The organism is Methylomonas defluvii (assembly GCF_033949435.1).
Lineage (GTDB): Bacteria > Pseudomonadota > Gammaproteobacteria > Methylococcales > Methylomonadaceae > Methylomonas > Methylomonas defluvii.
In genome coordinates this window covers 21,988-44,377 of record NZ_JAXARY010000018.1, presented here as the reverse complement: position 1 = coordinate 44,377, position 22,390 = coordinate 21,988, and the positions used below count along the sequence as shown (strand labels likewise).

General features: G+C 50.5%; 20 protein-coding genes. 7 read left to right on the top strand and 13 right to left on the bottom strand.

What is annotated here, in order from left to right; translation table 11 throughout:
• Positions 1-7: 7 nt before the first annotated feature.
• Positions 8-430 (top strand): hypothetical protein, encoded by a 423-nt coding sequence (locus tag QLH52_RS17755; protein WP_319962434.1) that lies wholly within the window; start codon positions 8-10, stop codon positions 428-430.
• A gap of 223 nt (positions 431-653) precedes the next feature.
• On the opposite strand, the gene QLH52_RS17750 is transcribed toward QLH52_RS17755, so the two are convergent.
• The 11 genes from QLH52_RS17750 to rpoE all read right to left on the bottom strand — a co-directional run bounded on the left by QLH52_RS17750 (position 654) and on the right by rpoE (position 11,656).
• Entirely contained in the window at positions 654-2,306 is a 1,653-nt protein-coding gene (locus QLH52_RS17750; protein ID WP_319962433.1) for an ATP-binding protein, read from the bottom strand.
• Positions 2,303-3,574 carry a cyclic di-GMP phosphodiesterase gene (locus QLH52_RS17745; RefSeq protein WP_319962432.1) on the bottom strand — a complete coding sequence of 424 codons (1,272 nt, stop codon included), beginning with the start codon at positions 3,572-3,574 and terminating at the stop codon, positions 2,303-2,305. The genes QLH52_RS17750 and QLH52_RS17745 overlap by 4 nt, the downstream gene beginning before the upstream one ends.
• A gap of 359 nt (positions 3,575-3,933) precedes the next feature.
• Positions 3,934-4,461 (bottom strand): hypothetical protein, encoded by a 528-nt coding sequence (locus QLH52_RS17740; protein ID WP_240617966.1) that lies wholly within the window; start codon positions 4,459-4,461, stop codon positions 3,934-3,936.
• Positions 4,462-4,647: 186 nt separating this feature from the next.
• On the bottom strand, positions 4,648-5,382 hold the full coding sequence (locus QLH52_RS17735; protein WP_319962431.1) for a hypothetical protein: 735 nt from the start codon (positions 5,380-5,382) through the stop codon (positions 4,648-4,650).
• Positions 5,369-6,433 (bottom strand): hypothetical protein, encoded by a 1,065-nt coding sequence (locus tag QLH52_RS17730; protein WP_319962430.1) that lies wholly within the window; start codon positions 6,431-6,433, stop codon positions 5,369-5,371. Before QLH52_RS17730 ends, QLH52_RS17735 begins: the two co-directional genes overlap by 14 nt.
• The gene (locus QLH52_RS17725) at positions 6,426-7,682 is read right to left on the bottom strand and encodes a hypothetical protein (RefSeq protein WP_319962429.1); all 1,257 of its coding nucleotides are present in this window, start codon (positions 7,680-7,682) and stop codon (positions 6,426-6,428) included. Before QLH52_RS17725 ends, QLH52_RS17730 begins: the two co-directional genes overlap by 8 nt.
• Before the next feature lie 316 nt (positions 7,683-7,998).
• On the bottom strand, positions 7,999-8,136 hold the full coding sequence (locus QLH52_RS17720; protein ID WP_165385947.1) for a hypothetical protein: 138 nt from the start codon (positions 8,134-8,136) through the stop codon (positions 7,999-8,001).
• Positions 8,137-8,149: 13 nt separating this feature from the next.
• Positions 8,150-9,556 (bottom strand): DegQ family serine endoprotease, encoded by a 1,407-nt coding sequence (locus QLH52_RS17715; protein WP_319962428.1) that lies wholly within the window; start codon positions 9,554-9,556, stop codon positions 8,150-8,152.
• 43 nt (positions 9,557-9,599) lie between these two features.
• On the bottom strand, positions 9,600-10,544 hold the full coding sequence (locus tag QLH52_RS17710) for a MucB/RseB C-terminal domain-containing protein (RefSeq protein ID WP_319962427.1): 945 nt from the start codon (positions 10,542-10,544) through the stop codon (positions 9,600-9,602).
• 4 nt (positions 10,545-10,548) lie between these two features.
• The gene (locus QLH52_RS17705; RefSeq protein WP_319962426.1) at positions 10,549-11,055 is read right to left on the bottom strand and encodes a sigma-E factor negative regulatory protein; all 507 of its coding nucleotides are present in this window, start codon (positions 11,053-11,055) and stop codon (positions 10,549-10,551) included.
• 10 nt (positions 11,056-11,065) lie between these two features.
• The gene (gene rpoE / locus QLH52_RS17700) at positions 11,066-11,656 is read right to left on the bottom strand and encodes an RNA polymerase sigma factor RpoE (protein WP_192395959.1); all 591 of its coding nucleotides are present in this window, start codon (positions 11,654-11,656) and stop codon (positions 11,066-11,068) included.
• 127 nt (positions 11,657-11,783) lie between these two features.
• Here rpoE and nadB point away from each other — a divergent pair, with 127 nt between their 5' ends.
• The 4 genes from nadB (at position 11,784) to QLH52_RS17680 (ending at position 17,137) form a co-directional block, all read left to right on the top strand.
• On the top strand, positions 11,784-13,439 hold the full coding sequence (gene nadB / locus QLH52_RS17695) for an L-aspartate oxidase (protein ID WP_319962425.1): 1,656 nt from the start codon (positions 11,784-11,786) through the stop codon (positions 13,437-13,439).
• Between the two features lie 179 nt (positions 13,440-13,618).
• Positions 13,619-15,340 (top strand): bifunctional ornithine lipid synthase OlsF, encoded by a 1,722-nt coding sequence (gene olsF / locus QLH52_RS17690; RefSeq protein WP_205450457.1) that lies wholly within the window; start codon positions 13,619-13,621, stop codon positions 15,338-15,340.
• 14 nt (positions 15,341-15,354) lie between these two features.
• Positions 15,355-16,371: a M14 family zinc carboxypeptidase gene (locus tag QLH52_RS17685; protein ID WP_319962424.1), complete on the top strand. Its 1,017-nt coding sequence runs from the start codon at positions 15,355-15,357 to the stop codon at positions 16,369-16,371.
• On the top strand, positions 16,364-17,137 hold the full coding sequence (locus tag QLH52_RS17680) for an alpha/beta fold hydrolase (protein WP_319962423.1): 774 nt from the start codon (positions 16,364-16,366) through the stop codon (positions 17,135-17,137). Before QLH52_RS17685 ends, QLH52_RS17680 begins: the two co-directional genes overlap by 8 nt.
• Before the next feature lie 9 nt (positions 17,138-17,146).
• Here QLH52_RS17680 and QLH52_RS17675 read toward each other — a convergent pair whose 3' ends face one another.
• Positions 17,147-17,464 (bottom strand): H-NS histone family protein, encoded by a 318-nt coding sequence (locus QLH52_RS17675; protein ID WP_033156614.1) that lies wholly within the window; start codon positions 17,462-17,464, stop codon positions 17,147-17,149.
• Between the two features lie 62 nt (positions 17,465-17,526).
• On the bottom strand, positions 17,527-18,222 hold the full coding sequence (locus tag QLH52_RS17670; RefSeq protein WP_205450460.1) for a DUF2914 domain-containing protein: 696 nt from the start codon (positions 18,220-18,222) through the stop codon (positions 17,527-17,529).
• A gap of 139 nt (positions 18,223-18,361) precedes the next feature.
• Here QLH52_RS17670 and QLH52_RS17665 point away from each other — a divergent pair, with 139 nt between their 5' ends.
• Both QLH52_RS17665 and odhB read left to right on the top strand, forming a co-directional pair.
• Positions 18,362-21,205 carry a 2-oxoglutarate dehydrogenase E1 component gene (locus QLH52_RS17665; RefSeq protein WP_205450461.1) on the top strand — a complete coding sequence of 948 codons (2,844 nt, stop codon included), beginning with the start codon at positions 18,362-18,364 and terminating at the stop codon, positions 21,203-21,205.
• The gene (gene odhB, locus QLH52_RS17660; protein WP_319962422.1) at positions 21,195-22,385 is read left to right on the top strand and encodes a 2-oxoglutarate dehydrogenase complex dihydrolipoyllysine-residue succinyltransferase; all 1,191 of its coding nucleotides are present in this window, start codon (positions 21,195-21,197) and stop codon (positions 22,383-22,385) included. The genes QLH52_RS17665 and odhB overlap by 11 nt, the downstream gene beginning before the upstream one ends.
• The last annotated feature ends 5 nt before the right edge of the window (positions 22,386-22,390 follow it).

Here is a 22,390-nt window from a genome sequence, read left to right as displayed (position 1 = left end):
AGACATTATGAAAAGACTGCTATTGGGATCAACGCTGGCCTTTTGTGCCCCCACCTATGCTGACAACTATTTATCGTTTAAAGCACCGAATAAAGCCGATGCGGAAACTTGGCTGAATGCCTTTACCGATGCTCAAGATATGACCCGAGACGGCATGGTGTTAAAAAGTAATTTAAAGCGAGAAGAACTCTCGGAATTGCTGAAATCGCTGCGGGCAAAAGCCGAAACCTTATTCGGTGATGTGGTATCGCCGTTCGGCGATTGCACCAAATCGGTCGAGTCGGTCAATTGGTACTGGCAAACACAACTATCGCTCATTTCCGATCCAACGAATGATACCGATAGCAAGGCGCTTAGCTTGGTTACCCTGGCCTGGGAAGGCGGCGAATATTATGCGATATGCTCACGCATGATCATGGCTTTGCCGTAACGCTGACCCGAATTCTTCTAGCTTTAGTTAGGACTAGTTGAGACGAAAGCGATAAAGACCTACCTTCCACGACCTTTAGCACCAAGGTCTGTTATTGCTCTGAAAGCGGCCTTGCTTCTGATCTATCACTTAAATCAGTCTGGTAGCATGGGCACCGCTATTTATCGGGGGGAATTGGCAAAAATATTTACGCCCTCATAACGGCAAAATGCTGAAGCGCCTGTCAGCCAGCCCGCGGCAAACATACGCGAAAGCACGTACCCTTCCCCAGTTCGCTCTTCACCTCTATCCGCCCATTGTGCTTTTTAACGATCCCATAGGATAAAGACAGGCCCAGGCCTGTGCCCATGCCGACCGATTTGGTGGTAAAAAACGGATCGAAGATTTTTCCAAGCTGTTCGGGCTTGATGCCCTTGCCGGTGTCCTCCACCTCAACCCAAACATTTTGCTCGTCATACGCGGTGCGAATCGTAATTCGGCCGTGATCCTCAATGGCTTGCACGGCGTTGATCAAAAGGTTCATAAACACTTGGTTGAGCTGGGACGCGATGCAATTAATCTCGGGGATTCCGCCGTATTCCTTGACGACGTCGGCCTTGTACTTGATCTCGTTCCACACCACGTTAAGCGTACTGTCAAGACCAGCCTCAAGATTCGCCGATTGCTGCTCCAGTTCGCCGACGTGAGAGAAATCCTTCAGATCCTTAACGATGCGCCGCACTCGCTGCAGGCCGTCGAGGGATTCCGCGAGAAGATCGCCAATATCTTCGCGCAGATAGCCGATATTGATTTCCTGCTTCAGATGCGTGATATTTTGCAACGCCTCATTTACCAACAACCCTTCAATCCGTTCGTAAGCCGCCAGCAGTGCCAGCATGCCATCGACATACTCTTGCAAGGTGCTCAAATTGGAGTTGACGAAGCCAATGGGATTATTGATTTCGTGAGCCACACCAGCCGCGAGCTGACCAATCGAAGCCATTTTTTCGGATTGCAGCAGTTGCATCTGGGTTTCTTCAAGCTGCCTGATCAGTTCCTCTTGACGCGCCTTCTCGGCCAGCAATTGCGTATTCGCCATTTGCAGGGATTCAGTGCGCTTTCGCACCTGTTCTTCGAGCTCGTCTCGGGAATCGCGCAATGCTTCCTCGGCCCGTTTGCGTTCGGTAATATCGTTAAAGCCGAAGACGCGGCCGATGATGTGCTCGCCTAGATATTGCGGCCGGGATCTGCATTCGAAAATCCGGCCATCATTGAGGCTCAAAATATCTTCGGTTTCGCTGTTGCCGACGAGCTCCTGTAGGCGCATACGAAATATTTCCGGCTCGGCAACCAACCCGGCGATGAACTCGAGAATATCCGCTTCCTCCCCCTCCAGCAGCAACTCGTCGGAAATGCCCCACATGCTGCTGAACTGGCGATTCATGTTGGCGATCTTGCCATGCCAATCGATGACTAGAATGCCATTGCCTGTCGATTCCAACGTCGCCCGCAATTGAGACAATATCTGAGCCAGGGCATCCTCGGCCTTGTGCTCGTTCTGTACATCCCTGGCCTGCACCAGAATCAAAGGGCTTCCTTCGTGATCAATGACTTTGACGGATTTGGTCACCGTCAGCATCGAACCGTCGGCGCATTGGTAAAGTCCGTCCTGGGTCTCGATATCTTGGTATTGGCCGTTACGGACGTCCTCCCAATAAAACACGTCTTGCAATGAACTTTCGATGTTGGTGATCGGCATGGCCAGCAATTCGGCTTCCGAATATCCCAGCATTTTCTCGACAATCTTGTTGGCAACGATGATCCGCAACTCACCGGGTTCAACCAACAACATCATATACCGGCTGTAATCAAGCATCAGATGTTCGAGGCTGATCATCCGGCTCGCTCCTGCCCAGGCGTATTCGGATCGAAATAGTAATTGACCCGTTTGCGCGGACTGAGATAGTTGTATATTTCCCTCGGGACCTGCGCCGGCCTGATCGCCTTTGCGATATTCGCATCCGCTTCGCACGCCGTGTCCACCAGAATCGCCTCATCCCTGGGAATATCCGCGTCGTAAATCAGCACCAGCGGTTTCATCGGCTTGGCGGTATTAACGGTGACGACCATGCCGATCACGCCATTGGAAAACTGCACGATGGTGCCGGGCGGATAAACGCCAAGACAACGGATGAAGACCTGGAGCAGTTTCTGATCGAATTTGTTGCGCAACTTGGCGAACATGGTCGACAGCGCCTCGTGGGGCGTCAGCGCATCGTTAATATTCACCGGATTGCATAATTCATCGTAGTGGTTGGCAATGACAACAATCCGGGAAAGCAAACCGATAGCCTCACCCTTTAGTTTATTAGGGTAGCCAGTCCCATCGAACCATTCGTGGTGTTCGCGGATGATGGTCACCACGGCCGGCGCTAATCCCAGCCGCTGGCCAATATCCGCGCCGTACTGGCAATGCATTTCAAACAAATGCCGCTCAGCCTGATTAAGCGGCTCCTTTTTCATCAGAATTTTTGTCGGAATTTCCTTATGACCAATATCGTGAAACAGCGCGCCTATACCCAGGCTGCCGACCAGCTCTTGCGGCAGCTGGATGTCGCGGGCCATCATCAGGGACAGCATGGTGACGTTCAAAGAGTGGTAATACATTTCCTCCGCACCCGCTTTGCCGATCATGACATGTATAGCAAGTTCCGGTGCGCAAAGCAGCGAGTCGACAATTTGGTCCACCAATTGCCCAGCCTTGCGCACGGTTTCCGCCGGCATGGTAAACAGGCTTTTCTCAATGCCGTGTATCGTTTTAGCGGTATCGATAAAGGCATTTTCAATCCGCGCCGCCACCTCTCGCTGCTGCTGTATCCGCTCGACCAGCGCCAGTTTGGCTGCCAACGCCGGCGAAATATCCGGCTTGGCGGCAACCTGAGGTTGCTCTACCTGCTGTGTTTTTTTAGGCAGCGGATTGACATCGCTGAGGGCCGGATCGTAACGAATCGATTTCAACCCAAGACTCTGAAGGGTCTTGATCTGCGCCTCGTTTTTAATCTTGAAATGGCTGAACGAGAATGGGTGATCAAACCACTTGAGATCGAGGTGGATATACAACCCGACCCGAAGCTGATCCATGGTGATGTTGAGGTCATCTTGCATAGGGATTGGCAGTTCGATCAACTTTTGTCAGATGGAAAAATGTCGAATTCATACCGTCTCTACCCATACGCCGCCCCAGACCACTCCCGGTTTTGCGATCATCTTCATACGGAAGACGCTGCTTCAGTGAGTTTGACCGGAAGCGTAGGGGAAATAAGGAAAATAAGCAAACCAGGAGTCAAATCCAGTTGGACGCCATGCCAATCAAAAGCTTGGGAACTGAATAACAAGTCATTCTCCTCATACCCCCTTAGCAATTGAGCCATGTGTTTCCCTTCTTCTGCATCCGGACGATTATCCATTAGAAGATAGCTAAGAGTGCCGATGCTTGCGTTGGCAATTACCTAAAGGTGTTTAGCTTAGCGAGATCTTTTATCCCGTTCCAGTTCCAAATATTTATGCCGCAAATCGACATAATTGCCGCCTATCCATTGCCAAAATGTCGCCGCCGCTTCCGGGTCAGTGCTGATTAACTTCACGGCTATCGCGCCGTTGCTGCTGATGTCGGTAATCTGTGCGTCAATATCAATGCTGGCTTTGGTTTTGACGACGCGCCTGTCGGTATCGACCCGAAAAGTCACCGGTTCGCCTACTTGAAACAGGATGTCGCGTTTTAAGCCACCCAAAAACTTCAGGCTATACTCCGAAACCGATTGAAACGGCAACACGAACTCTGCATGCCAACGAAACGGCGGACACTGGATAGGCCCGGCGTTCTTGGGAAAGTGCACGGTATAGCCGTCATCGACTTTGGCTTTAACCACCCCGCGGGTATAAATTTCGTGGCAGTTGGTCAGTACCGCATCGCCCGGCTCCAGACCGTATTTTGCAGCGTGTGCAGTCAGGCTATTGAAAGCCAAGACAAATCCCAAAACGATTGTTTTCATGCAGCTCTCCTGATTATTATTGTTTACTTTCATCCCTAAACTTTCGGCTCGGCCAACCGGATACTGGAGATCAAATTCGTCCCCCAGCTTGGCTCGGTGTACCCTCAGTCTGTATCCGCCACCAAGCGTTGTCAATATGTTGCCTACAATGCAGTTCAGCAGCAGGCGGATAACCCAATCCCATCTTTATCGCGGATGCGGTGTGCTGGGTTGATATGGACCCAGCAGACTACGTACCAAGGTATTGGTTTCGTCTATATCCACAGTGATCATATGCCCGGTGTTAGTGCCTAGATAGGGCTGCATTGCTGCTGCCATATACGGGAACACCAGACGTAAGTCGTTACTGGAACCGTTACTTTGCACGCTGGTTTTCCATAACTGTTTGCGTTGCTGCTGTTGCAAATAGGCTTCTTTATCGCAGGCTTCCAACACCAGATAGCGCCGGAAAGTCGTGTAGGATTCGGTGCGTTGCGAATAGCCGCCGTAACCCCAACCAAAACCGGGATAATAGCCATTGTAAAATCGGGACATGCGGTACGGATAGTAATAACCCATGTCGTTCCACAATGGTACTTCGTAGCTATACTGGTGGACTTCCGGCGCACCGACCCCGTAACTCAAGAACATCACCAAGTTGCTGTCCTGCAGACTGTTGGCCTTGCTGTAGCCGCGGTTAGCCAGGACTTTTTCGATATAGGTTTTAAACTCGATAAACTGCAAATCCTGTTCGTTTGCACCGGCATTGCCCGGCAATACCACGAATCGCATATTGCTTTGCGGAGCGCTAACGGCGACTAGCGAATCGATTTCCGTGCGGAATTGCAGCGGACGCGGTGTGGTGCTACAAGCCGCCAATAATGCGGTCATTAACAAAATCAACAGCCGATAACTTAAACCTATGAATTTATTGCTGTGCATGGTCACTCCCTGTTTCGTTCGTTGAAGCATTCTCTTGCCATAAGCTTTGCGTGCGTTGCTGCAAGCGAATATCGGCAAGTACCTTTTTATCGTGCAATTCCGCCTGGTGGGTCAATTGTTCCGAGAGCTGCTGACTTTCCGCAAGCCTTTGCCTGGCCTGCTGGGTTTCCTGGGCCAGCAACTCCGCTTCCAGACGCATCGCCTTTAACTCGTTTTCGTGGCGTAGCTGTTCGGCATACAAACGCTTCTCAAGTTCCAGTTGCTGTCTAAGCTGCTCTTGTTTGTCTTCCAGCAAGCGTCGCTGTTTTTCCGCTTCCTGAGCCTGCATCAGTAATTCCAGCTCGGAAATACGGCGCAAATGTTCCAGTTGCAGGCGTTTTTCGTGTATTTCCTCTTCCTCCTGCAACCGCTGCTGCCGGGAGAGTTCGCGGGTGCGCTCCTCATTCAATTCAAAAGTCTTTTTCAACACGTTCAGATAAACGCTGTCTCGCCCCAACTGCACATTCGGAAATTCGTTAAAGCTGGCGGTAAGGCTACATAGGGCTTGCGATTGAATATGCTGTTGCATTAACACTTGGTTAATAGCCAGCGCAATGCGTTTCTCGGTGTCAATTAGACCGGTTTGAATCCAGTTGCCATCAGCCAGCGTTTGCAACTCAAGATTGATCACATCATCGATAATATCGGTATACAACTGCTTGATGTGTTGGTTAATTGTGGGCAGCATTTCGCTGTTTTTCAGCACATAAGCCAGGGTGGCCTGAAAGCGTAAATCCAGCGCCAAATCCACGGTGCAAAAATCGTCGAACATACTCAACTGCCGCCGGTATTGCCAGCTTTCTATCGTCAGTGGGTGAATATGGTGATAAAAGCGTTTGACGAATTTTTTCGGCCGTAAGAAGAGTTTTTTATACGGCCCAAGTTTTAACTGCACCACTTGCCGGTCGGCGTCAAAACCAGCGATCCATTGCTCCGCTGAATCGGCCAGCGACTCTTCGAATAAATCGCCGCCGGCCAGCCAGACTTCTAATTCGGTGCCGGGGCTATTCATGGCTAACAACGCTAGACGCGGCGGCAGCTTTTTGTTTAAGCGCGGCGATTTTGTCGGACATTTTTTCGGCAATCAGCGGGTAAAGATTCGGCGCAAACTCCACGGTTCTATCGTCTACTTTACGCAAGAAACCGCGGCTGAGCAGCAAGCCGACCACGAACATTCGCGACCAATCCGAGTAACGGCGGGCTTTTTCCAAGTCGGATTTTTCGATGACCATTTCCAGTTCATCGTTCTCGTTGATCCGAAACTCGGTGAATTGTCGCAGGCATTCAAACACCAGTTCTTCTTCCTGGATCGTCAACGGTCCCGGTGCTGTAAATTCCAAGCGATAAGACAGTAACACGGTGAAAAAATCCACCATCGCCGCGCAGGCAAATGCAAACCAGGAAAACCCGCGCCACATCGCAAACGAGGGTTTAACTTCCTCAACAAACTGTTTATAGGTCATCAGCAAGGGTGCATCGGGTAAAGACATACCCATGCTGCTGGCAAGTTGGTTCACCCCAAGCTGTATATCCTGATAATTTTTTAAGAATTGTGTATAGGTGGCTTCCTTGTCGTTAGTCACATCCAATTGGTTCAGGTTGCTTTGCAACAGTCGGATATTACTGTCCAAGGTCTGAAAAGCTTGTTCCTGCTGTTGCAAGGCCTGCTTCTTTTCTTGGTAAATTTGGTTGTAATGGCGCCAGAACGGTCCCTCGCCTACCTGATTTTTATAGCCGGGGCCGATTTCATTATGCGTGCCGAAATAGGCTTGGCGGGCATCCAGCGAAGCTTTTTCCAGATCCTGTTTTTGTTGGTGCAGCATCTGGCTTTTAACTTGCAGAATACTGTCCAGATAATTTTTGGTCTGCTGTCTTAACTCGTTCAGCCTATTAATATGCAGCGTTTCCTGCTCGGATATTTCGTAAAATTTGAAATAGGAAAAAGTCACTGAAGCCGCAATTGCCACCGCCAAAGACGCCACCACGGTAAAGTAGCGCATCCTGTTGGCCTTCCAATGAATGCCGGCCATTTCCAAAGAACAGATAACGATGATGGATTGAATGGCGACGGTAATCACCAACGCAATCCAGGGCGTGATGAAATGCGATAAACCGTAATAGGTCGTAAAGCCGGAGGACAGGCTGAGCATTAGGACGATGGGTATCGTCCAGATACGCAACATGCTGACGAACAGGGTCTGAATGCGGTTAATAAAATAACCGAGTCCGGTAGAACGGATTTTGATGCTGGGATTTGTCATTATTATTTTTTTGCTCCAGCAGAATGCGGGATAAAACGGCGTCATCTCATACTTAAAAGCGCTCGCCGGTGTCATGAACAATGGCCACCACGGTTTTCTCCACGCCCATCAATGCGGTGCGCGCACCGCCCGAGATGACCGAAGTTTCGACTAGCTCCACCGCCAAATCAAAATCCGAAGCTTACGGTTTTTGATCATATCGGCAACCCTGGACATAGCGCCCAGGACTGCCTGACGATTTGCTGGACCTTGACAAAAGCGCCCTATTTAGCAAGCGCCCCGCTTTCTCCGCGACTTGAATTATAGCCAGACCGATTCAGTCCATAACCGAGCCGCTGGGGTTTTGCGATGCCACCTTTGCCAGCACAGTCGCGGAGTTTTCCAACACGACTTTATGTAATTTCACTACCGGCGTATTGCCGATCAATTGCATTACATCGCTGGCGATAGGCATTGAGTTACCCCTATTATTTCTCGATTTTAAACGCTAAAAACACCGGGCTGCCATTACGTTGTACCAAAAGTGCTATCGATTTTTCAACCGGTAATTTCGCGACGATAGAGTTAAACTCGGCGGCATCACGCACCACATTATTTTGAATGCGCAAAATAATATCGCCTGGCTGAATGCCGGCGTCCATTGCTATGCCTTTGTTAACTTTTTGTACTATTACGCCGTTTTTCTCAACCTGCGATTGCTGGCGTTGCTCGGTGGTTAAATCGGCAACGGCCAACCCCAGCCGATTTACAGCGACTTCAGGCGCAGCGGCGGGCGCGTTTGCCAAAGAGGACGGTTGCGCAGGCAACAAGCCAATTTTCACGCTAAGATCCTGCTTATCACCCTGGCGAATAATTTTAACCTTGGCTTTTTCGTCGATAGGCGTCATACCCACTCTAGGCGGCAATTCACCGGAGGTTTCGATGACTTGGCCGTTAAACTCAACAATAATGTCGCCAATTTGAATCCCGGCTTTTTCGGCCGGTCCGCCTGGTATCACTTTAGAAACCAAGGCGCCGTGCGGCCGGTCCATACCAAACGACTCCGCCAACTGCCGGGTTACGTCCTGAATTTGTACACCCAACCAGCCCCGCGAGACTTTACCTTTACTTTTAATTTGGTCGACTACGTTCATCGCCACATCGATAGGTATGGCAAACGATAAGCCCATATAGCCGCCGGAACGGCTGTAGATTTGCGAGTTAATTCCGACCACCTTGCCTTGCATATTGAATAAGGGGCCGCCTGAATTGCCCGGATTGATGGCCACGTCGGTTTGGATGAACGGCACATAGTTACCGTCCGGCAGACTGCGCCCTTTAGCACTGACGATACCGGCGGTGACCGATTGATCGAAACCGAACGGCGTACCGATAGCCAGCACCCACTCGCCCACTTGCAATTGCTCCGGCGAACCGACTTCCACTACCGGCAGGTCCTTAGCTTCTACTTTTAATAGGGCCACGTCGGTGCTTTCGTCGGAGCCGATCAATTTGGCGATCAATTCCCGGCGGTCTTTCAATTTGACGACAATCTCGGACGCATTGTTGACCACATGGTGGTTAGTCAAGACGTATCCGTCTTTGGAAATCACAAACCCTGAGCCCAAGGAGTTGGTTTCTCGTGGTGAATTACCTCCACGCCCAGGGCCCTGGAAAAACCGCCGAAAAAACTCTTCCATTTCCGGCGGCATATCCTCAGGCATTTGCTGTTGATCGACGCCCGCTTGCGAATCTGCAGCCTTTTGGGTCGTGCTGATGTTGACCACCGCATCCCCATTGGTTTTAACCATTTCGGTAAAATCGGGCAATTGCGCATAGCTTGCATCAATCGCCGTTAAAAATATCAAAACTCCATAAAACAGCTTATTAAGCATGTAATCTCCACTCATACATTTGATTTGTTACAAAAATGACACGCTAACGTAGCGCTATGCCGTCAGCAATTAGCTCGACTGTTTTGGCGGGTACTTCACCCAATACGGTGAATTGGGTATCGCCAATCACCTTACTGAACGAATTGACAGAACCCAGGCTATGCAAACCATTCATACCTTGCGATTCTTTGGCTTCCAGATACACCGACACGGTAGAGAAACCGTCGCTAATCAATAAGTGATCTACGGCTTTCTGGGATTGCTGGATGGAATTGCGAATAAAAAATACCGGCTCAAACCCAGACGGCCAATTCTTCAATACGAATGTAGCGTTTTCAAACGGTTCGGCTTGAGCGGAGTGGATATGTTTGACATGAAAGCTGTTGTCGTCGACATTGCCGACGTGGGGCTCGGCTAAGGAATCGGTCATTAAATCGGTGAACACTACTTGCTCCAGGATACTACCGTCCAAATTGTACACTTCGACTTTCAGCGGCAAAAAATGCTGGGTATCCACCCAGATTTTTCTCGGGTAGCGCAGCGCATCGGTAGGCTCGACACTGACGATTTGCGTAGGCAACATCGCGATGGATTCCTGACCCGACAAAACTAATTGATAATTTTTTTCCAGGTTAGCGGTGTTCTGCGGCAAATTGACGATAAACGAACTATCCAACGGATGATGATTCACCACTTTTTGACTGGTTTCCTTGAACGTGCAGGTCACTTCGTTGGATTTACGCATTACTTCCCGCATCGGCGAATTCAAAGACGCCAAACGCTCCTGTTCGACGCCGTTTTCAACACTATGCTGATATTTCATCGTATCGAGCTGACCGTTTTTCATGAAGATCACGGTACCCCGGTAGTTGAGGGTTTTCATCGCCCGGTTCATATTATCCAGCCATTGTCGGGCCGTCACTTGATCCTTATCGGCAAAAGCGCTTTGACAAACAACGCACAGCAAAAAAGCTTTTAAAACTCTCACGCGCTTATTCCTGCCGATAGCCCACCACCCGTGCGTAGGGTTGTCCCGCTTGCACGCTATTGACATACATCGCGTTGTCATGGGCTTCCAGATAATCCTTGAATCGAGCATGCATATCCTCGGCTGATACGTCTTTACCCTGAGCCACCATCTCGACCGAACCGAGCGGGTTGTGCATTTGTTTATCCACTTTACTGCTGACCCACACGACGGCCAGTGCCACCGACGCGGCAATCGCCAACGCCGCTTTTTGCCAATTTACCGCCGACTTTTTTTGGGGCAAAAAGTAGGTAGGTTCCTGCCTAATCTGTTCGTGAATCTTGTCTACAAAATCGCTGGTAACGTGAGAATATTCACCAGTCTTCATGACTTGACTGGCAATTTGATAGCGGCGCAACTTGTCTTTCAGCAAGCCGTCGTTCTGCAAAGTCTGCAATAGCGACAGCGCCTGTTGGCTATCCAGTTCGTCGTCTATCAGTTGAGAAAGTTTTTCGTTAAGTTGTTCTTGCATCGATACACCTTTAGTCGAGCAATGGGTTTAATTTTTGGTCTATGGCTTCGCGAGCCCTAAAAATCCGCGAGCGTACCGTCCCGATGGGGCAATCCATTGCTTCCGCAATTTCTTCGTAACTCATCCCTTCAAACTCCCTGAGCGTAATTGCAATCCGCATCTCTTCTGGTAACCTCTCGATAGCTGATTTAATGACCGCCACAATTTGTTCGTTCATCAACAAATTTTCCGGCGTTTCTATATCTTTTAGTTGTGGCGCGTTTTCTACTTGTTCGGCATCTTGAACATCGATCTCGTAATCAAAATGACGGCGCGAACGCGACAACAAATAGTTTTTGGCGGTGTTAATCGCTATACGATACAACCAAGTGTAAAAGGCGCTGTCACCGCGAAAATCTCCCAAAGCCCGGTAAGCCTTGATAAAGGTATCCTGCGCCACATCTTGAGCTTCGCTCGGATCCTTGACGTACCGGTTCACCAAGTGGACGATCTTGTGCTGGTATTTGATCACCAAAAGATCGAAGGCGGATTTATCGCCTTGCTGCACACGGCGTACCAGCTCTTGATCCAGATCTTCGGTATTCGTTTCTTGTTCGTTCACTGCGCTATTTTGGTATTGAAGTGGACAGAATTAAACCTCATTAGTTCTGGCAACACAAAAAAAATTACCGCAGGATTAAAACCAGATATTATTCAAAAACGCTAAAACTATTCATCCGGCCGCAAAGTTGACCACACTGACAGCAAACCAACCCAACCATACCGCTGATTCCCATTACGACATCCTTATCGCCGGCAGTGGCGGCGCCGGGCTGAGTCTTGCGCTTCATCTTGCCGACACCTATAAGGTGGCAGTGCTCGCCAAATTCGCATTGACCGAATGCAGCACTTATTACGCCCAAGGCGGCATCTCTGCGGTATTTGACGAAGAATACGATTCGATAGAATCGCATATCGAAGACACCTTGATCGCCGGCGCCGGCTTATGCGATCCGGAGATCGTCAGACTCACCGTCGCTCAGGGCCGGCAAAGCATCGAATGGCTGCGTCAACAAGGTGTGAACTTTACCGAAGAGCGTAACGCCGACGGAGCCAAACAATTGCATTTAAACCGTGAAGGCGGCCATTCGCATCGGCGAATTGTGCATACTGACGACGCCACCGGCAAAGCGGTCTCGCTGTCGTTGATCGAGCGCGCCCAGGCGCACCCGAATATCACCCTCCTGGAATACCACAATGTCGTCGAACTGATCACCGCTACCAAGTTGGGGGCAAGCGAACAACGCATATGCGGCGCCTATGTATTGGACAGTAAATCCGGCAGCATCAAATCGATAGCCGCGAAAGTAGTCGTGCTGGCGACCGGCGGTGCCAACAAGGTTTATCTGTATTCAACGAATCCACACATTTCCAGCGGCGACGGGATTGCGTTGGCCTGGCGGGCCGGCTGCCGGATCAGCAATATGGAATTCATGCAATTTCATCCTACCTGCCTGTACCACCCCACTGCGCGTTCGTTTTTAATCAGCGAAGCGGTGCGCGGCGAAGGCGCACATTTGATCCTGCCCGACGGCGAGCGTTTCATGCGCCGTTACGACGAGCGCATGGAATTGGCGCCGCGCGACATTGTGGCCCGCGCCATCGATAGCGAAATCAAGAAACACGGTATCGAATGCGTGTATTTGGACATCAGCCACAAATCGCGGGAGTTCATCCAAAAACACTTCCCCACTATTTATACGCAATGCTTGGAACTGGATATCGATATCAGCCAGCAACCGATTCCCGTGGTTCCGGCCGCGCATTACACTTGCGGCGGCGTATTGACCGATGCCAACGCCCGCACCGACATCCCCGGCTTGTACGCCATCGGCGAAGTTGCCTGCACCGGATTGCACGGGGCTAACCGCATGGCCAGCAATTCGCTGCTGGAGTGTTTAGTGTTCGCGGAACAAGCCAATCAGGACATTCGCCGCAGATTCGCGCAATTGCCGGAACAGCTGCCACTACCGGATTGGGACGAATCCAAAGTCGGCGACTCTGATGAGGAAGTGGTGATCGCGCACAATTGGGACGAATTGCGCCGTTTCATGTGGGATTACGTAGGCATCGTCCGCACCAACAAACGTTTGGAACGGGCGATGAACCGGCTAGTCTTGTTGAAGGAAGAAATTGCCGAGTACTACGGCCAGTTCCGCATTACCAGCGACCTGTTGGAGCTGCGCAATTTGGTCATCGTGGCCGAGCTGATCATCCGCTGCGCGCAGCAGCGCAAGGAAAGCCGGGGCTTGCATTACACCAAGGATTATCCGGATCTGGACAACAGTCAGCCGCCGCAAAACACCGTATTGACACCGGAGAAACCCGCTCAAAAAGTTCACTGATTGTCGCCATCGAAAGCCCCTCTCTCGCTCGGGAAGGGGTTTTTACAGCCTGCCAAGATTACTTCATCACTCATAATCCACCATTGCCTGTCATTCTTCTTCAGTCTGCGGACTGACATATTTCTGACATATTCGCTCACTAGAATCCCGCCATACTCCTTTTTCCAGGACACTGAGCGATGATCGATGCTGAACGCATTCTGCAAGAAACCTATCCCGACTTTAAATTTGGCAAAGACAATAAGCTGGTCGTACAAGCTTTAAAAAAACTGATCCACGAAGACGATTTCAACGACGTTATCCGTAAAAACCAACATCTACGCGGCTTCGCCTTCCTCGACAAATTATTGAATTATTTCAAGTTCAATTATCAAGTCAGCAACGATTGTTACAACAATATCCCCTCCGAAGGTCGCTTGCTGATCGTCGCCAATCACCCGATCGGCACATTGGATGGCTTAGCCCTGGTGAAACTGATTCGATCAGTACGACCCGACGTGCGCATCGTCGCCAACCGGGTTTTATCGCACATGGAGCCCTTGCAATCGATCTTCTTACCGGTCGATGTGTTATCCGACAAGAAAAAACTGAAAGACGTTTATAAAGTCATGCTGGATGCACTGGAGCATGAAGAAGCGATCATTTTCTTTCCGGCCGGCGAAGTGTCGCGCATCACCCCTAAAGGCATTCGCGACGGTGCCTGGCAATCCGGTTTTATCAAGCTGGCCCGCAGGGCGCAGTGCCCTATCCTGCCGATCTTTATCAAAGCCAAAAACTCCGCCTTGTTTTATAGCGCCTCGACGCTATACAAACCGCTGGGCACGATGCTGCTAGTCAAGGAGATGTTCAACAAAAAGGGCCAGGAAATTAAATTCATGGTCGGCGCTCCGGTACCTTACCAAGTTATTGCCGATAGCGAGGAAAGCAACAAACAGCTGAGTCAGCGCTTTCGTAAGCACGTACAAAACCTGGGCAAGAAAAACAAACCGGCGCTATTTGAGACCGTCGCCACCGTAGTGCATCCTTCTGACACCAAAGCGGTGAAGAAGGCCTTGTACCAATCGCGTCTGCTTGGCGAAACTCGCGACGGCAAAAAGATCTTTTTATACCAGTTTCAAGACGATTGCCCGGTGATGCGGGAGATCGCCCGCTTGCGCGAGCTGACCTTCAGAACGGTCGAGGAAGGCACGGGCCTGGCTTTGGATCTGGACAAATTCGATATTTACTACAGCCATATCGTGCTGTGGGACGACAACGATCTGGAAATCGTCGGCGCCTACCGAGTCGGCGAAGGCTCGGCTATTATGGCCAGCCACGGCGTGGACGGCTTTTATACGCAAACGCTGTTCGATTTGCGTAGCGAATTTGAAACTTATCTGCCCTACAGCATTGAATTGGGCCGCAGCTTTGTCCAACCGCGTTATTGGGGACAGCACAGCCTGGATTACCTTTGGTACGGTATAGGCGCGTATTTGCGCGAACGCCCGGACATCAAATACCTATTCGGCCCCGTTAGTATCAGCAATGCCTATCCGCAGGCCGCCAAAGAACTGATTATCGGTTTTTACCAACAGCAGTTTGCCTCCGATTTACAGCACACCAAAGCCAGAACACCGTTCGTGATTTCGCAACAAGGCAAGGCATTTGCCGCCACCGAATTCAGCGCCGACTACTCCACCAGTTTCAAAATACTGAATAGCGAACTGAAAAAACTGGGCGTCAAGGTGCCTACGCTTTATAAACAATACGTGGAATTATGCGTGGATAAAGGCTGCCATTTCGTCGCCTTCAATATCGACCCGGACTTTAACAATTGTATCGACGGCCTGATCATGGTGGAGGTCGATAAAATCGCACCCAAAAAAAGACAGCGCTACATCGAAAAATCACTGGCGGGGTAGATTGGCGCGAATTCATGGAAAATCGTTCATTCCCGGAGTTGGATCAGCTGGAAGCACTGATCCGGCAATTCGGCGACCGCGCCCATTGCGAGATCGTCGAGCAAATAAGCTACAAAGACACGCAATTTCCCATCCATTGCCTCAGCCTGGGTTCAAACAGCCCGGACGTCCCAGTATTGGCTTTTTTCGGCGGCGTGCATGGCCTGGAGAAAATCGGCTCGGAAGTCATACTGGCTTACTTACAAACCATCCTGCAATTATTGGATTGGGATCAAGAATTTAACGCTCGTTTGCAGCATTCGCGACTGGTATTTGTGCCCATCGTCAACCCGGTAGGCGTCTATCGAGGCACGCGCTGCAACGGCTATGGCGTGGATTTGATGCGCAATTCGCCCATCGAAAGTATCGGCAATACCCGGCTATACAGCGGCCAGCGTTTCAGCGCCAAACTGCCCTGGTATCGCGGCGATGAATCGAAAATGGAAAAGGAAGCCCAAGCCCTATGCCGGGTGGTGCATAAACATCTGTTCAATGCACCGTTATCGATTGCTATCGATCTGCATTCGGGGTTTGGGATACACGATAGGTTATGGTTTCCCTATGCGTCCTGCCAGACGCCGTTTCCAGGCATCGCCGAAGCATACGGCTTAAAACAACTGTTTGATCGCTGCTACCCGCATCATTTTTATAAAATAGAGCCTATGAGCCAGGAATACGTCATCAGCGGCGATTTATGGGATTATCTATATGACGACTTTATCGACCGGCACGGTAGACAGCGCGTGTTTCTGCCGTTGACGCTGGAGATGGGCTCTTGGCTGTGGCTGCGTAAAAGCCCGACGCATTTGTTTCAACGTCACGGCTTGTTTCACCCCTTGTTACCGCATCGCCAACAGCGCATCATGCGTCGGCATCTGACCTTATTCGATTTCCTGTATCGCAGCCTGCTCTATCCGCAAAAATGGGCGACATTGACCAGCCAACAGCAAGAACATAATCGGCAACAAGCGATGGATTTCTGGTATGCCTGAAGCAGCCGGGCAACATTGGTTATTACTGCGTGGGCTGTGCCGAGAGGCTGCACATTGGGGAAATTTTCCGGATTTGTTGCAACAGGCTTTTCCGCGATCAACCGTCAGTACTATCGATTTGCCAGGCACCGGCCGGTATTACCAAGAACCTAGCCCGGACAGCATCGAAGCGATAACGGCACAAGTCCGCGGCCAGGCTTTAGACTATGGCTTGCTGGCAAAGCCGGTAACGTTACTCGCACTATCGCTCGGCGGCATGGTAGCCTGGGAGTGGTTACAGCGCTATCCGCACGACATCGCCGCTGCCGCCCTGGTCAATACCAGCTTTGCAGGCTTAAGCCCGTTTTATCGGCGCATGCGTTGGCAGAGTTATCCGCAGTTTTTTCAGTTATTACTGGAAAGGGATTTGTATCACAGAGAACTGGCAATCCTTCAGCTGGTTAGTAACCGGCAAAATCTCTACGCGGAAACGGCCAAGGCCTGGACCGCCATACAGCAAGTTCGGCCTATCAGCCTTGCTAATGGAATCAGACAGCTAAAAGCAGCGGCACGCTATCGGCCTAGTCAGAAAAAACCCGAGACACCGTTGCTGATATTGAACGGCCGGGGCGACCGATTAGTCGCACCGGCTTGTTCCGACGCCATTCATAATAAATGGCAAATCGACATCTTCAAGCACCCGTGGGCGGGCCATGATCTATGTTTGGACGATGGAGCCTGGGTAGCAAACCGTTTAAAAGACTGGATAAACCAGACTACGGTTTGAATCCGAAGATTATTTAATTTCGAACTCGGCTTTATTGCGACCTGAGGCCAGTAGTTCCTGCATCCATTTCGGCGCCAATCCACGGCCAGACCAAGTTAAGGACGCATCGTTAGGACTACGGTATCTAGCCGCAACTTTGCCGGTTTTTCTTTCGGATTTTTTTTCGCCGTCTTGAATATCGACCGTTACACCGATAGAAGCCGCTAATTCCTTAATTTGCGCAATAACTTCCTTACGTTTACTGGATTGTCTTTCTTTTAATGCTTTTTCGGCATTATCAATAACAGCCTGTAATTCGGCTTCGGATAGTTTATTAAAGTCAGTCATATTTTCCTCGTTAATCAAAAAACGCAAGCAATTCTATCACCCGGCGTTTATAAATAAAACTATTATTCAGGGTTAACTGAAAAATTGACCTCGGAATATACCTTACCTTTCTTATCCGTCAACTGTACTTGCCATTCGCCTTTATCTTTGGCAGACAAGATTTTACTAGACCATACCTTGGTTATTTTATCTTTCATATCCAATTGTTTTTGATGCACGATTTGACCGTTACGCGACCATCGATGAAACAAAGATCTACCCTTCATGTTTTTTATCTCACTAAAATAAAAAACTTCCCGTGATTGGTTAGGAATAACTCTCAGCGGCGACTTAATCGGTTCGCCGGGCTCATCATCCTTCGGCTCGGTATTTAAAGAGGCTCTGATAACCTTGCGGTCCAATATAATCGCCGCCGGCTTTTTAACACTGTCTATTTTTTTAACACTTTCTGAGTTAGCTGATGCCTGCCGCACTATCGCCGGCACTGGCTTTTCCAATAGCGCAGGCTCCTGCCGTTCAACCATTTCAACATCCGGTGTATTTAATTTTTGAACTTTTTCCGTGGTATCGATCTGAGTATCGGTATCTTCATCGCCGCCACCAAACCATGAAAATAATACTATTAGCATCAAAACTAACACCAGAACCGCAACCAGTATCCTGCGAATATGCCAAACCGTTACCGTTTGCGGCTCCGCGTTTATGCTTGGGTGTTTCCTATCATAATTAATTTTGATAACTACTTTATTATCAGCCATGTTTTTTCCCGATATTGAATCAACCAAATGAAACTGGAATCACTTGATGCACTAGCCCGTTACAACACATTGTCCTTGGTAATATAACATTTTAGTTCTAACATAATCGGCTGAACTTGCCGAAAACCTGGATGTTTGCATGAGTAGCCTGCTTAAACAATTTGAAGAGTCCTCCTCATTGTACGGAGGCAACGCCCATTTCATCGAGTACTTGTACGAACAGTACTTGAGCAATCCGGAATCCATCAGCCCGAGCTGGCGACAGCGCTTCGACCACATTCGCAGTGGTGCCACCGAGGATACGCCGCACAGTGTAATTGTGGAACGCTTTGAAAAGTTGGCGATTGCGGAACCAGGCAGACTGGCCAGAATGCAGGGTTTTACCGAGCAAAGCGTCAAGAAGCAATCGGCGGTAGCCCGTTTGATCAATCATTACCGGGTCAAAGGCCATCAGATAGCCTCTAACAACCCGCTTGGCCAATCGCAAAGCATTCCAGCCGACTTAGAACCCATATATTATGGTTTGACGGATGCGGACATGAGCACACTGTTCGACACCGGCGGTTTGTGCGGCGTTGATCGCTTGCCCTTAAAAGCCATTATTCAAACGCTTAACGAGATTTACTGCGGCAGCATCGGCAGCGAATACATGCACATCGTCGATGACGAGAAGAAGCGTTGGATCAAGGATAAACTGGAAGGCGCAAAACCGGATTTCAGCAGCCACCCGGAAAAACGCCAATGGCTTTTAAAGTTGCTGATCGCGGCCGAAGGCTTGGAGCGCTTCCTGCACCGCAAATATGTCGGCCAAAAACGCTTTTCGCTGGAAGGTGGTGAGTCTTTGATTCCGATACTGGACGAATTAATCCAACGCGCCGGCGAACACAAAGGCAAGGAAATCGTCATCGGCATGGCCCACCGCGGCCGGTTGAACGTACTCATTAATATATTGGGTAAAAGCCCGGCGGTATTGTTCGGCGAATTCGAGGGCACTCACACGTCCTCGCCCGGCGTATTGACCGGCGACGTCAAATACCACCAAGGCTTTTCGTCCAATATCGCCACACCGGGTGGCCCGATTCATTTGACGCTGGCCTTCAACCCCTCGCATTTGGAAATCATCAATCCGGTGGTGGAAGGTTCAGTAAAAGCCCGCCAAGATCGCCATGGCCCGGATGGTTTTGACGCAATTTTGCCGATATTAATTCACGGCGACGCCGCGTTTGCCGGCCAGGGTATTGTGATGGAAACCTTGAATATGTCGGAAACGCGGGCGTTTTCAACGGGCGGAACGGTACATATCGTCATTAATAACCAAATCGGCTTTACCACCAGCAACCCGTTCGACGCGCGCTCCACCCTGTATTGCACCGACGTTGCCAACATGATTCAGGCGCCGGTATTTCACGTCAACGGCGACGATCCGGAAGCGGTGATTTTCATCACGCAATTGGCATTGGATTACCGCAATACCTTTCATAAAGATGTGGTTATCGACTTGATTTGCTATCGCCGCCACGGCCACAACGAAGCCGACGAACCGGCGGCTACCCAGCCGATGATGTACAAATCCATCCGCGACCACCAAACGCCGCCGCAAATCTATGCTCAAAAATTAATGGCGGAAGGTGTCGTCACCGAAGACATGGTGCAGAAAATGGAGCAGGATTACCAACAACTGCTCAACGAGGGGCAACCGGTATCACGGCCGATTATCGAAAACAATGTTTACTCATACTCAGCGCGCTGGGTGCCCTATCAAAACAAACATTGGGACACGCCAGCTGATACCTCGATAAGCTTGGAGTATCTCCAATTCTGCAACCAACGCTTGCAAAGCTTGCCGGAGGGTTTTGAGTTGCACCCCAGAGTCGCCAAAGTCATGGATGACCGCAATAAAATGGCGGCCGGCGAAATCCCGATGGATTGGGGTTTCGCGGAAAATTTGGCTTATGCGTCGCTGCTACTGGAAAAATATGACATGCGATTGACCGGCCAGGACATAGGCCGCGGTACTTTCTCGCATCGCCATGCCATTTTGCTGAATCAGGCCAACGGTGAAAACTACATCCCGCTCAAACATTTGAGCGAAAACCAGGGCCGCGCCCAAATCTTTAACTCCCTGCTCTCGGAAGCCGGCGTCTTGGGTTTCGAATACGGCTACAGTTCCACCGAACCGAATAAATTGGTGATCTGGGAAGCGCAATTCGGCGATTTCGCCAACGGCGCGCAAGTGGTCATCGACCAATTCATTTCCTCCGGTGAAACCAAATGGGGCAAGCTCAGCGGTTTGGTCATGCTGCTGCCGCACGGTTTTGAAGGCCAAGGCCCGGAACATTCCTCGGCTCGCCTGGAGCGCTATTTACAGTTGTGTGCCGACCACAATATCCAAGTCTGCGTCCCCACCACCCCGGCGCAAATTTTTCATTTGCTGCGCCGGCAAATGTTACGCCAATATCGTAAGCCGCTGATCGTCATGAGCCCGAAAAGCCTGCTACGACACAAGCTGGCGGTATCGACACTCAGCGATTTAACCGACGGCGAATTTTTGAACGTGATAGGCGAACAAGACGATATCGATCCCTACCATGTCACACGCATAGTATTGTGCGCCGGCAAAGTCTATTTCGATTTGTTGGAGGCCCGCCGCCTGGATCAGGAGCAACTGCGCCATGTCGCGATTATTCGTATCGAGCAGCTCTACCCGTTTCCGAACGAACAATTCAAACGCGAAATCGACAAATATCCCAATGTCGAACATATTGTCTGGTGTCAGGAAGAGCCTAAAAACCAAGGCGCCTGGTACCAAAGCAAGCACCATTTTTTCGATTTGCTAGACAAGAATATCCCGATCAGTTATGCCGGCCGGGTCGCGTCGGCTTCTCCGGCGGTCGGCAATTACAAAACCCATCTCAATGAACAACGCGCCGTGGTAAACGCCGCGCTCTATGGCAGCAACGAAGGAAATACACATGAGCTTTGAAATACTGGTCCCCAGCCTTCCCGAATCCGTATCCGATGCCACCTTAGTCGCATGGCACAAACAGGCGGGCGAATGGGTAAACGAAGGCGACAATCTGGCTGATCTCGAAACCGACAAAGTCATCCTGGAAGTACCGGCCCCCAAATCCGGAACTCTTCTGGAACTGGTGGTACAAGACGGCGAAACCGTGGTTGGCGGCCAACTACTCGCCAAACTGGACGCCCAGCAAACCAAACCAGCCCAGGCAGCCGAAAAAACCGAAGAAGCCGTGCTTAGCCCTTCCGTTCGCAAACTGGTTGCCGAAAAGGATCTTGATCCGCAAGCCATCGCCGGCTCCGGCAAACATGGCAGGATTCTGAAAACCGACGTCTTGGATTTCTTGAACACGCAAACGAAAGATGCGCCACCTGCGCCTACTCCCGCGCCCGCGCCGGCTACGGAAACCCACTCGCCGTTGTCCGCCACAGCCGTTGCCAGCCTGAGGCCGGAACAGCGAGTGCCGATGACTCGCTTACGTGCCAAAGTAGCCGAACGCTTGCTGCAAGCCCAGCAAAATGCGGCGATGCTGACTACCTTTAACGAAGTCAATCTAAGCGCCGTCATCGATCTGCGCAATCACTACAAAGATCGTTTCGAAACCAAGCACAGCATCAAGCTGGGTTTCATGTCCTTCTTCGTCAAGGCATCCATCGAAGGCTTAAAACGCTTCCCGGCCATTAACGCATCCATCGACGGCAGCGATATTATCTACCACGGTTATTACGACATCGGTATCGCCGTGACTACACCGCGCGGCCTAATCGTGCCGATTTTGCGCGACGCCGACCAACTGGATTTCGCCGGCATCGAAAAAGGCATACACGATTTCGGCAATAAAGCCCGCAACGGCTCGATCAGCGTCGAAGACCTCAGCGGCGGCACCTTTACCATCACCAACGGCGGCATCTTCGGTTCCATGTTGTCCACGCCCATCCTGAATCCACCGCAATGCGCGATTTTAGGCATGCACGCCATCAAGGACCGGCCGGTCGTGGAAAACGGCGAAATCGTGATCAGGCCTATCATGTACCTGGCCTTGTCCTACGACCATCGTTTGGTGGACGGCAAGGAAGCGGTGCAATTTTTGGGTATCATCAAAGAGTGTCTGGAAGCGCCGGCACATTTATTACTAAATATCTAAGATAC

Bases quoted from the DNA above. Each gene is read 5' to 3' on its own strand.
- QLH52_RS17740 (WP_240617966.1), bottom strand. From the start codon at position 4,461: ATGAAAACAATCGTTTTGGGATTTGTCTTGGCTTTCAATAGCCTGACT.
- QLH52_RS17680 (WP_319962423.1), top strand. From the start codon at position 16,364: ATGCCTGAAGCAGCCGGGCAACATTGGTTATTACTGCGTGGGCTGTGC.
- odhB (WP_319962422.1), top strand. From the start codon at position 21,195: ATGAGCTTTGAAATACTGGTCCCCAGCCTTCCCGAATCCGTATCCGAT.
- QLH52_RS17730 (WP_319962430.1), bottom strand. From the start codon at position 6,433: ATGAATAGCCCCGGCACCGAATTAGAAGTCTGGCTGGCCGGCGGCGAT.
- QLH52_RS17750 (WP_319962433.1), bottom strand. From the start codon at position 2,306: ATGATCAGCCTCGAACATCTGATGCTTGATTACAGCCGGTATATGATG.
- QLH52_RS17705 (WP_319962426.1), bottom strand. From the start codon at position 11,055: ATGCAAGAACAACTTAACGAAAAACTTTCTCAACTGATAGACGACGAA.
- QLH52_RS17720 (WP_165385947.1), bottom strand. From the start codon at position 8,136: ATGCCTATCGCCAGCGATGTAATGCAATTGATCGGCAATACGCCGGTA.
- olsF (WP_205450457.1), top strand. From the start codon at position 13,619: ATGATCGATGCTGAACGCATTCTGCAAGAAACCTATCCCGACTTTAAA.
- QLH52_RS17685 (WP_319962424.1), top strand. From the start codon at position 15,355: ATGGAAAATCGTTCATTCCCGGAGTTGGATCAGCTGGAAGCACTGATC.
- QLH52_RS17670 (WP_205450460.1), bottom strand. From the start codon at position 18,222: ATGGCTGATAATAAAGTAGTTATCAAAATTAATTATGATAGGAAACAC.
- QLH52_RS17755 (WP_319962434.1), top strand. From the start codon at position 8: ATGAAAAGACTGCTATTGGGATCAACGCTGGCCTTTTGTGCCCCCACC.
- QLH52_RS17715 (WP_319962428.1), bottom strand. From the start codon at position 9,556: ATGCTTAATAAGCTGTTTTATGGAGTTTTGATATTTTTAACGGCGATT.
- QLH52_RS17735 (WP_319962431.1), bottom strand. From the start codon at position 5,382: ATGCACAGCAATAAATTCATAGGTTTAAGTTATCGGCTGTTGATTTTG.
- QLH52_RS17745 (WP_319962432.1), bottom strand. From the start codon at position 3,574: ATGCAAGATGACCTCAACATCACCATGGATCAGCTTCGGGTCGGGTTG.
- QLH52_RS17675 (WP_033156614.1), bottom strand. From the start codon at position 17,464: ATGACTGACTTTAATAAACTATCCGAAGCCGAATTACAGGCTGTTATT.
- QLH52_RS17665 (WP_205450461.1), top strand. From the start codon at position 18,362: ATGAGTAGCCTGCTTAAACAATTTGAAGAGTCCTCCTCATTGTACGGA.
- QLH52_RS17725 (WP_319962429.1), bottom strand. From the start codon at position 7,682: ATGACAAATCCCAGCATCAAAATCCGTTCTACCGGACTCGGTTATTTT.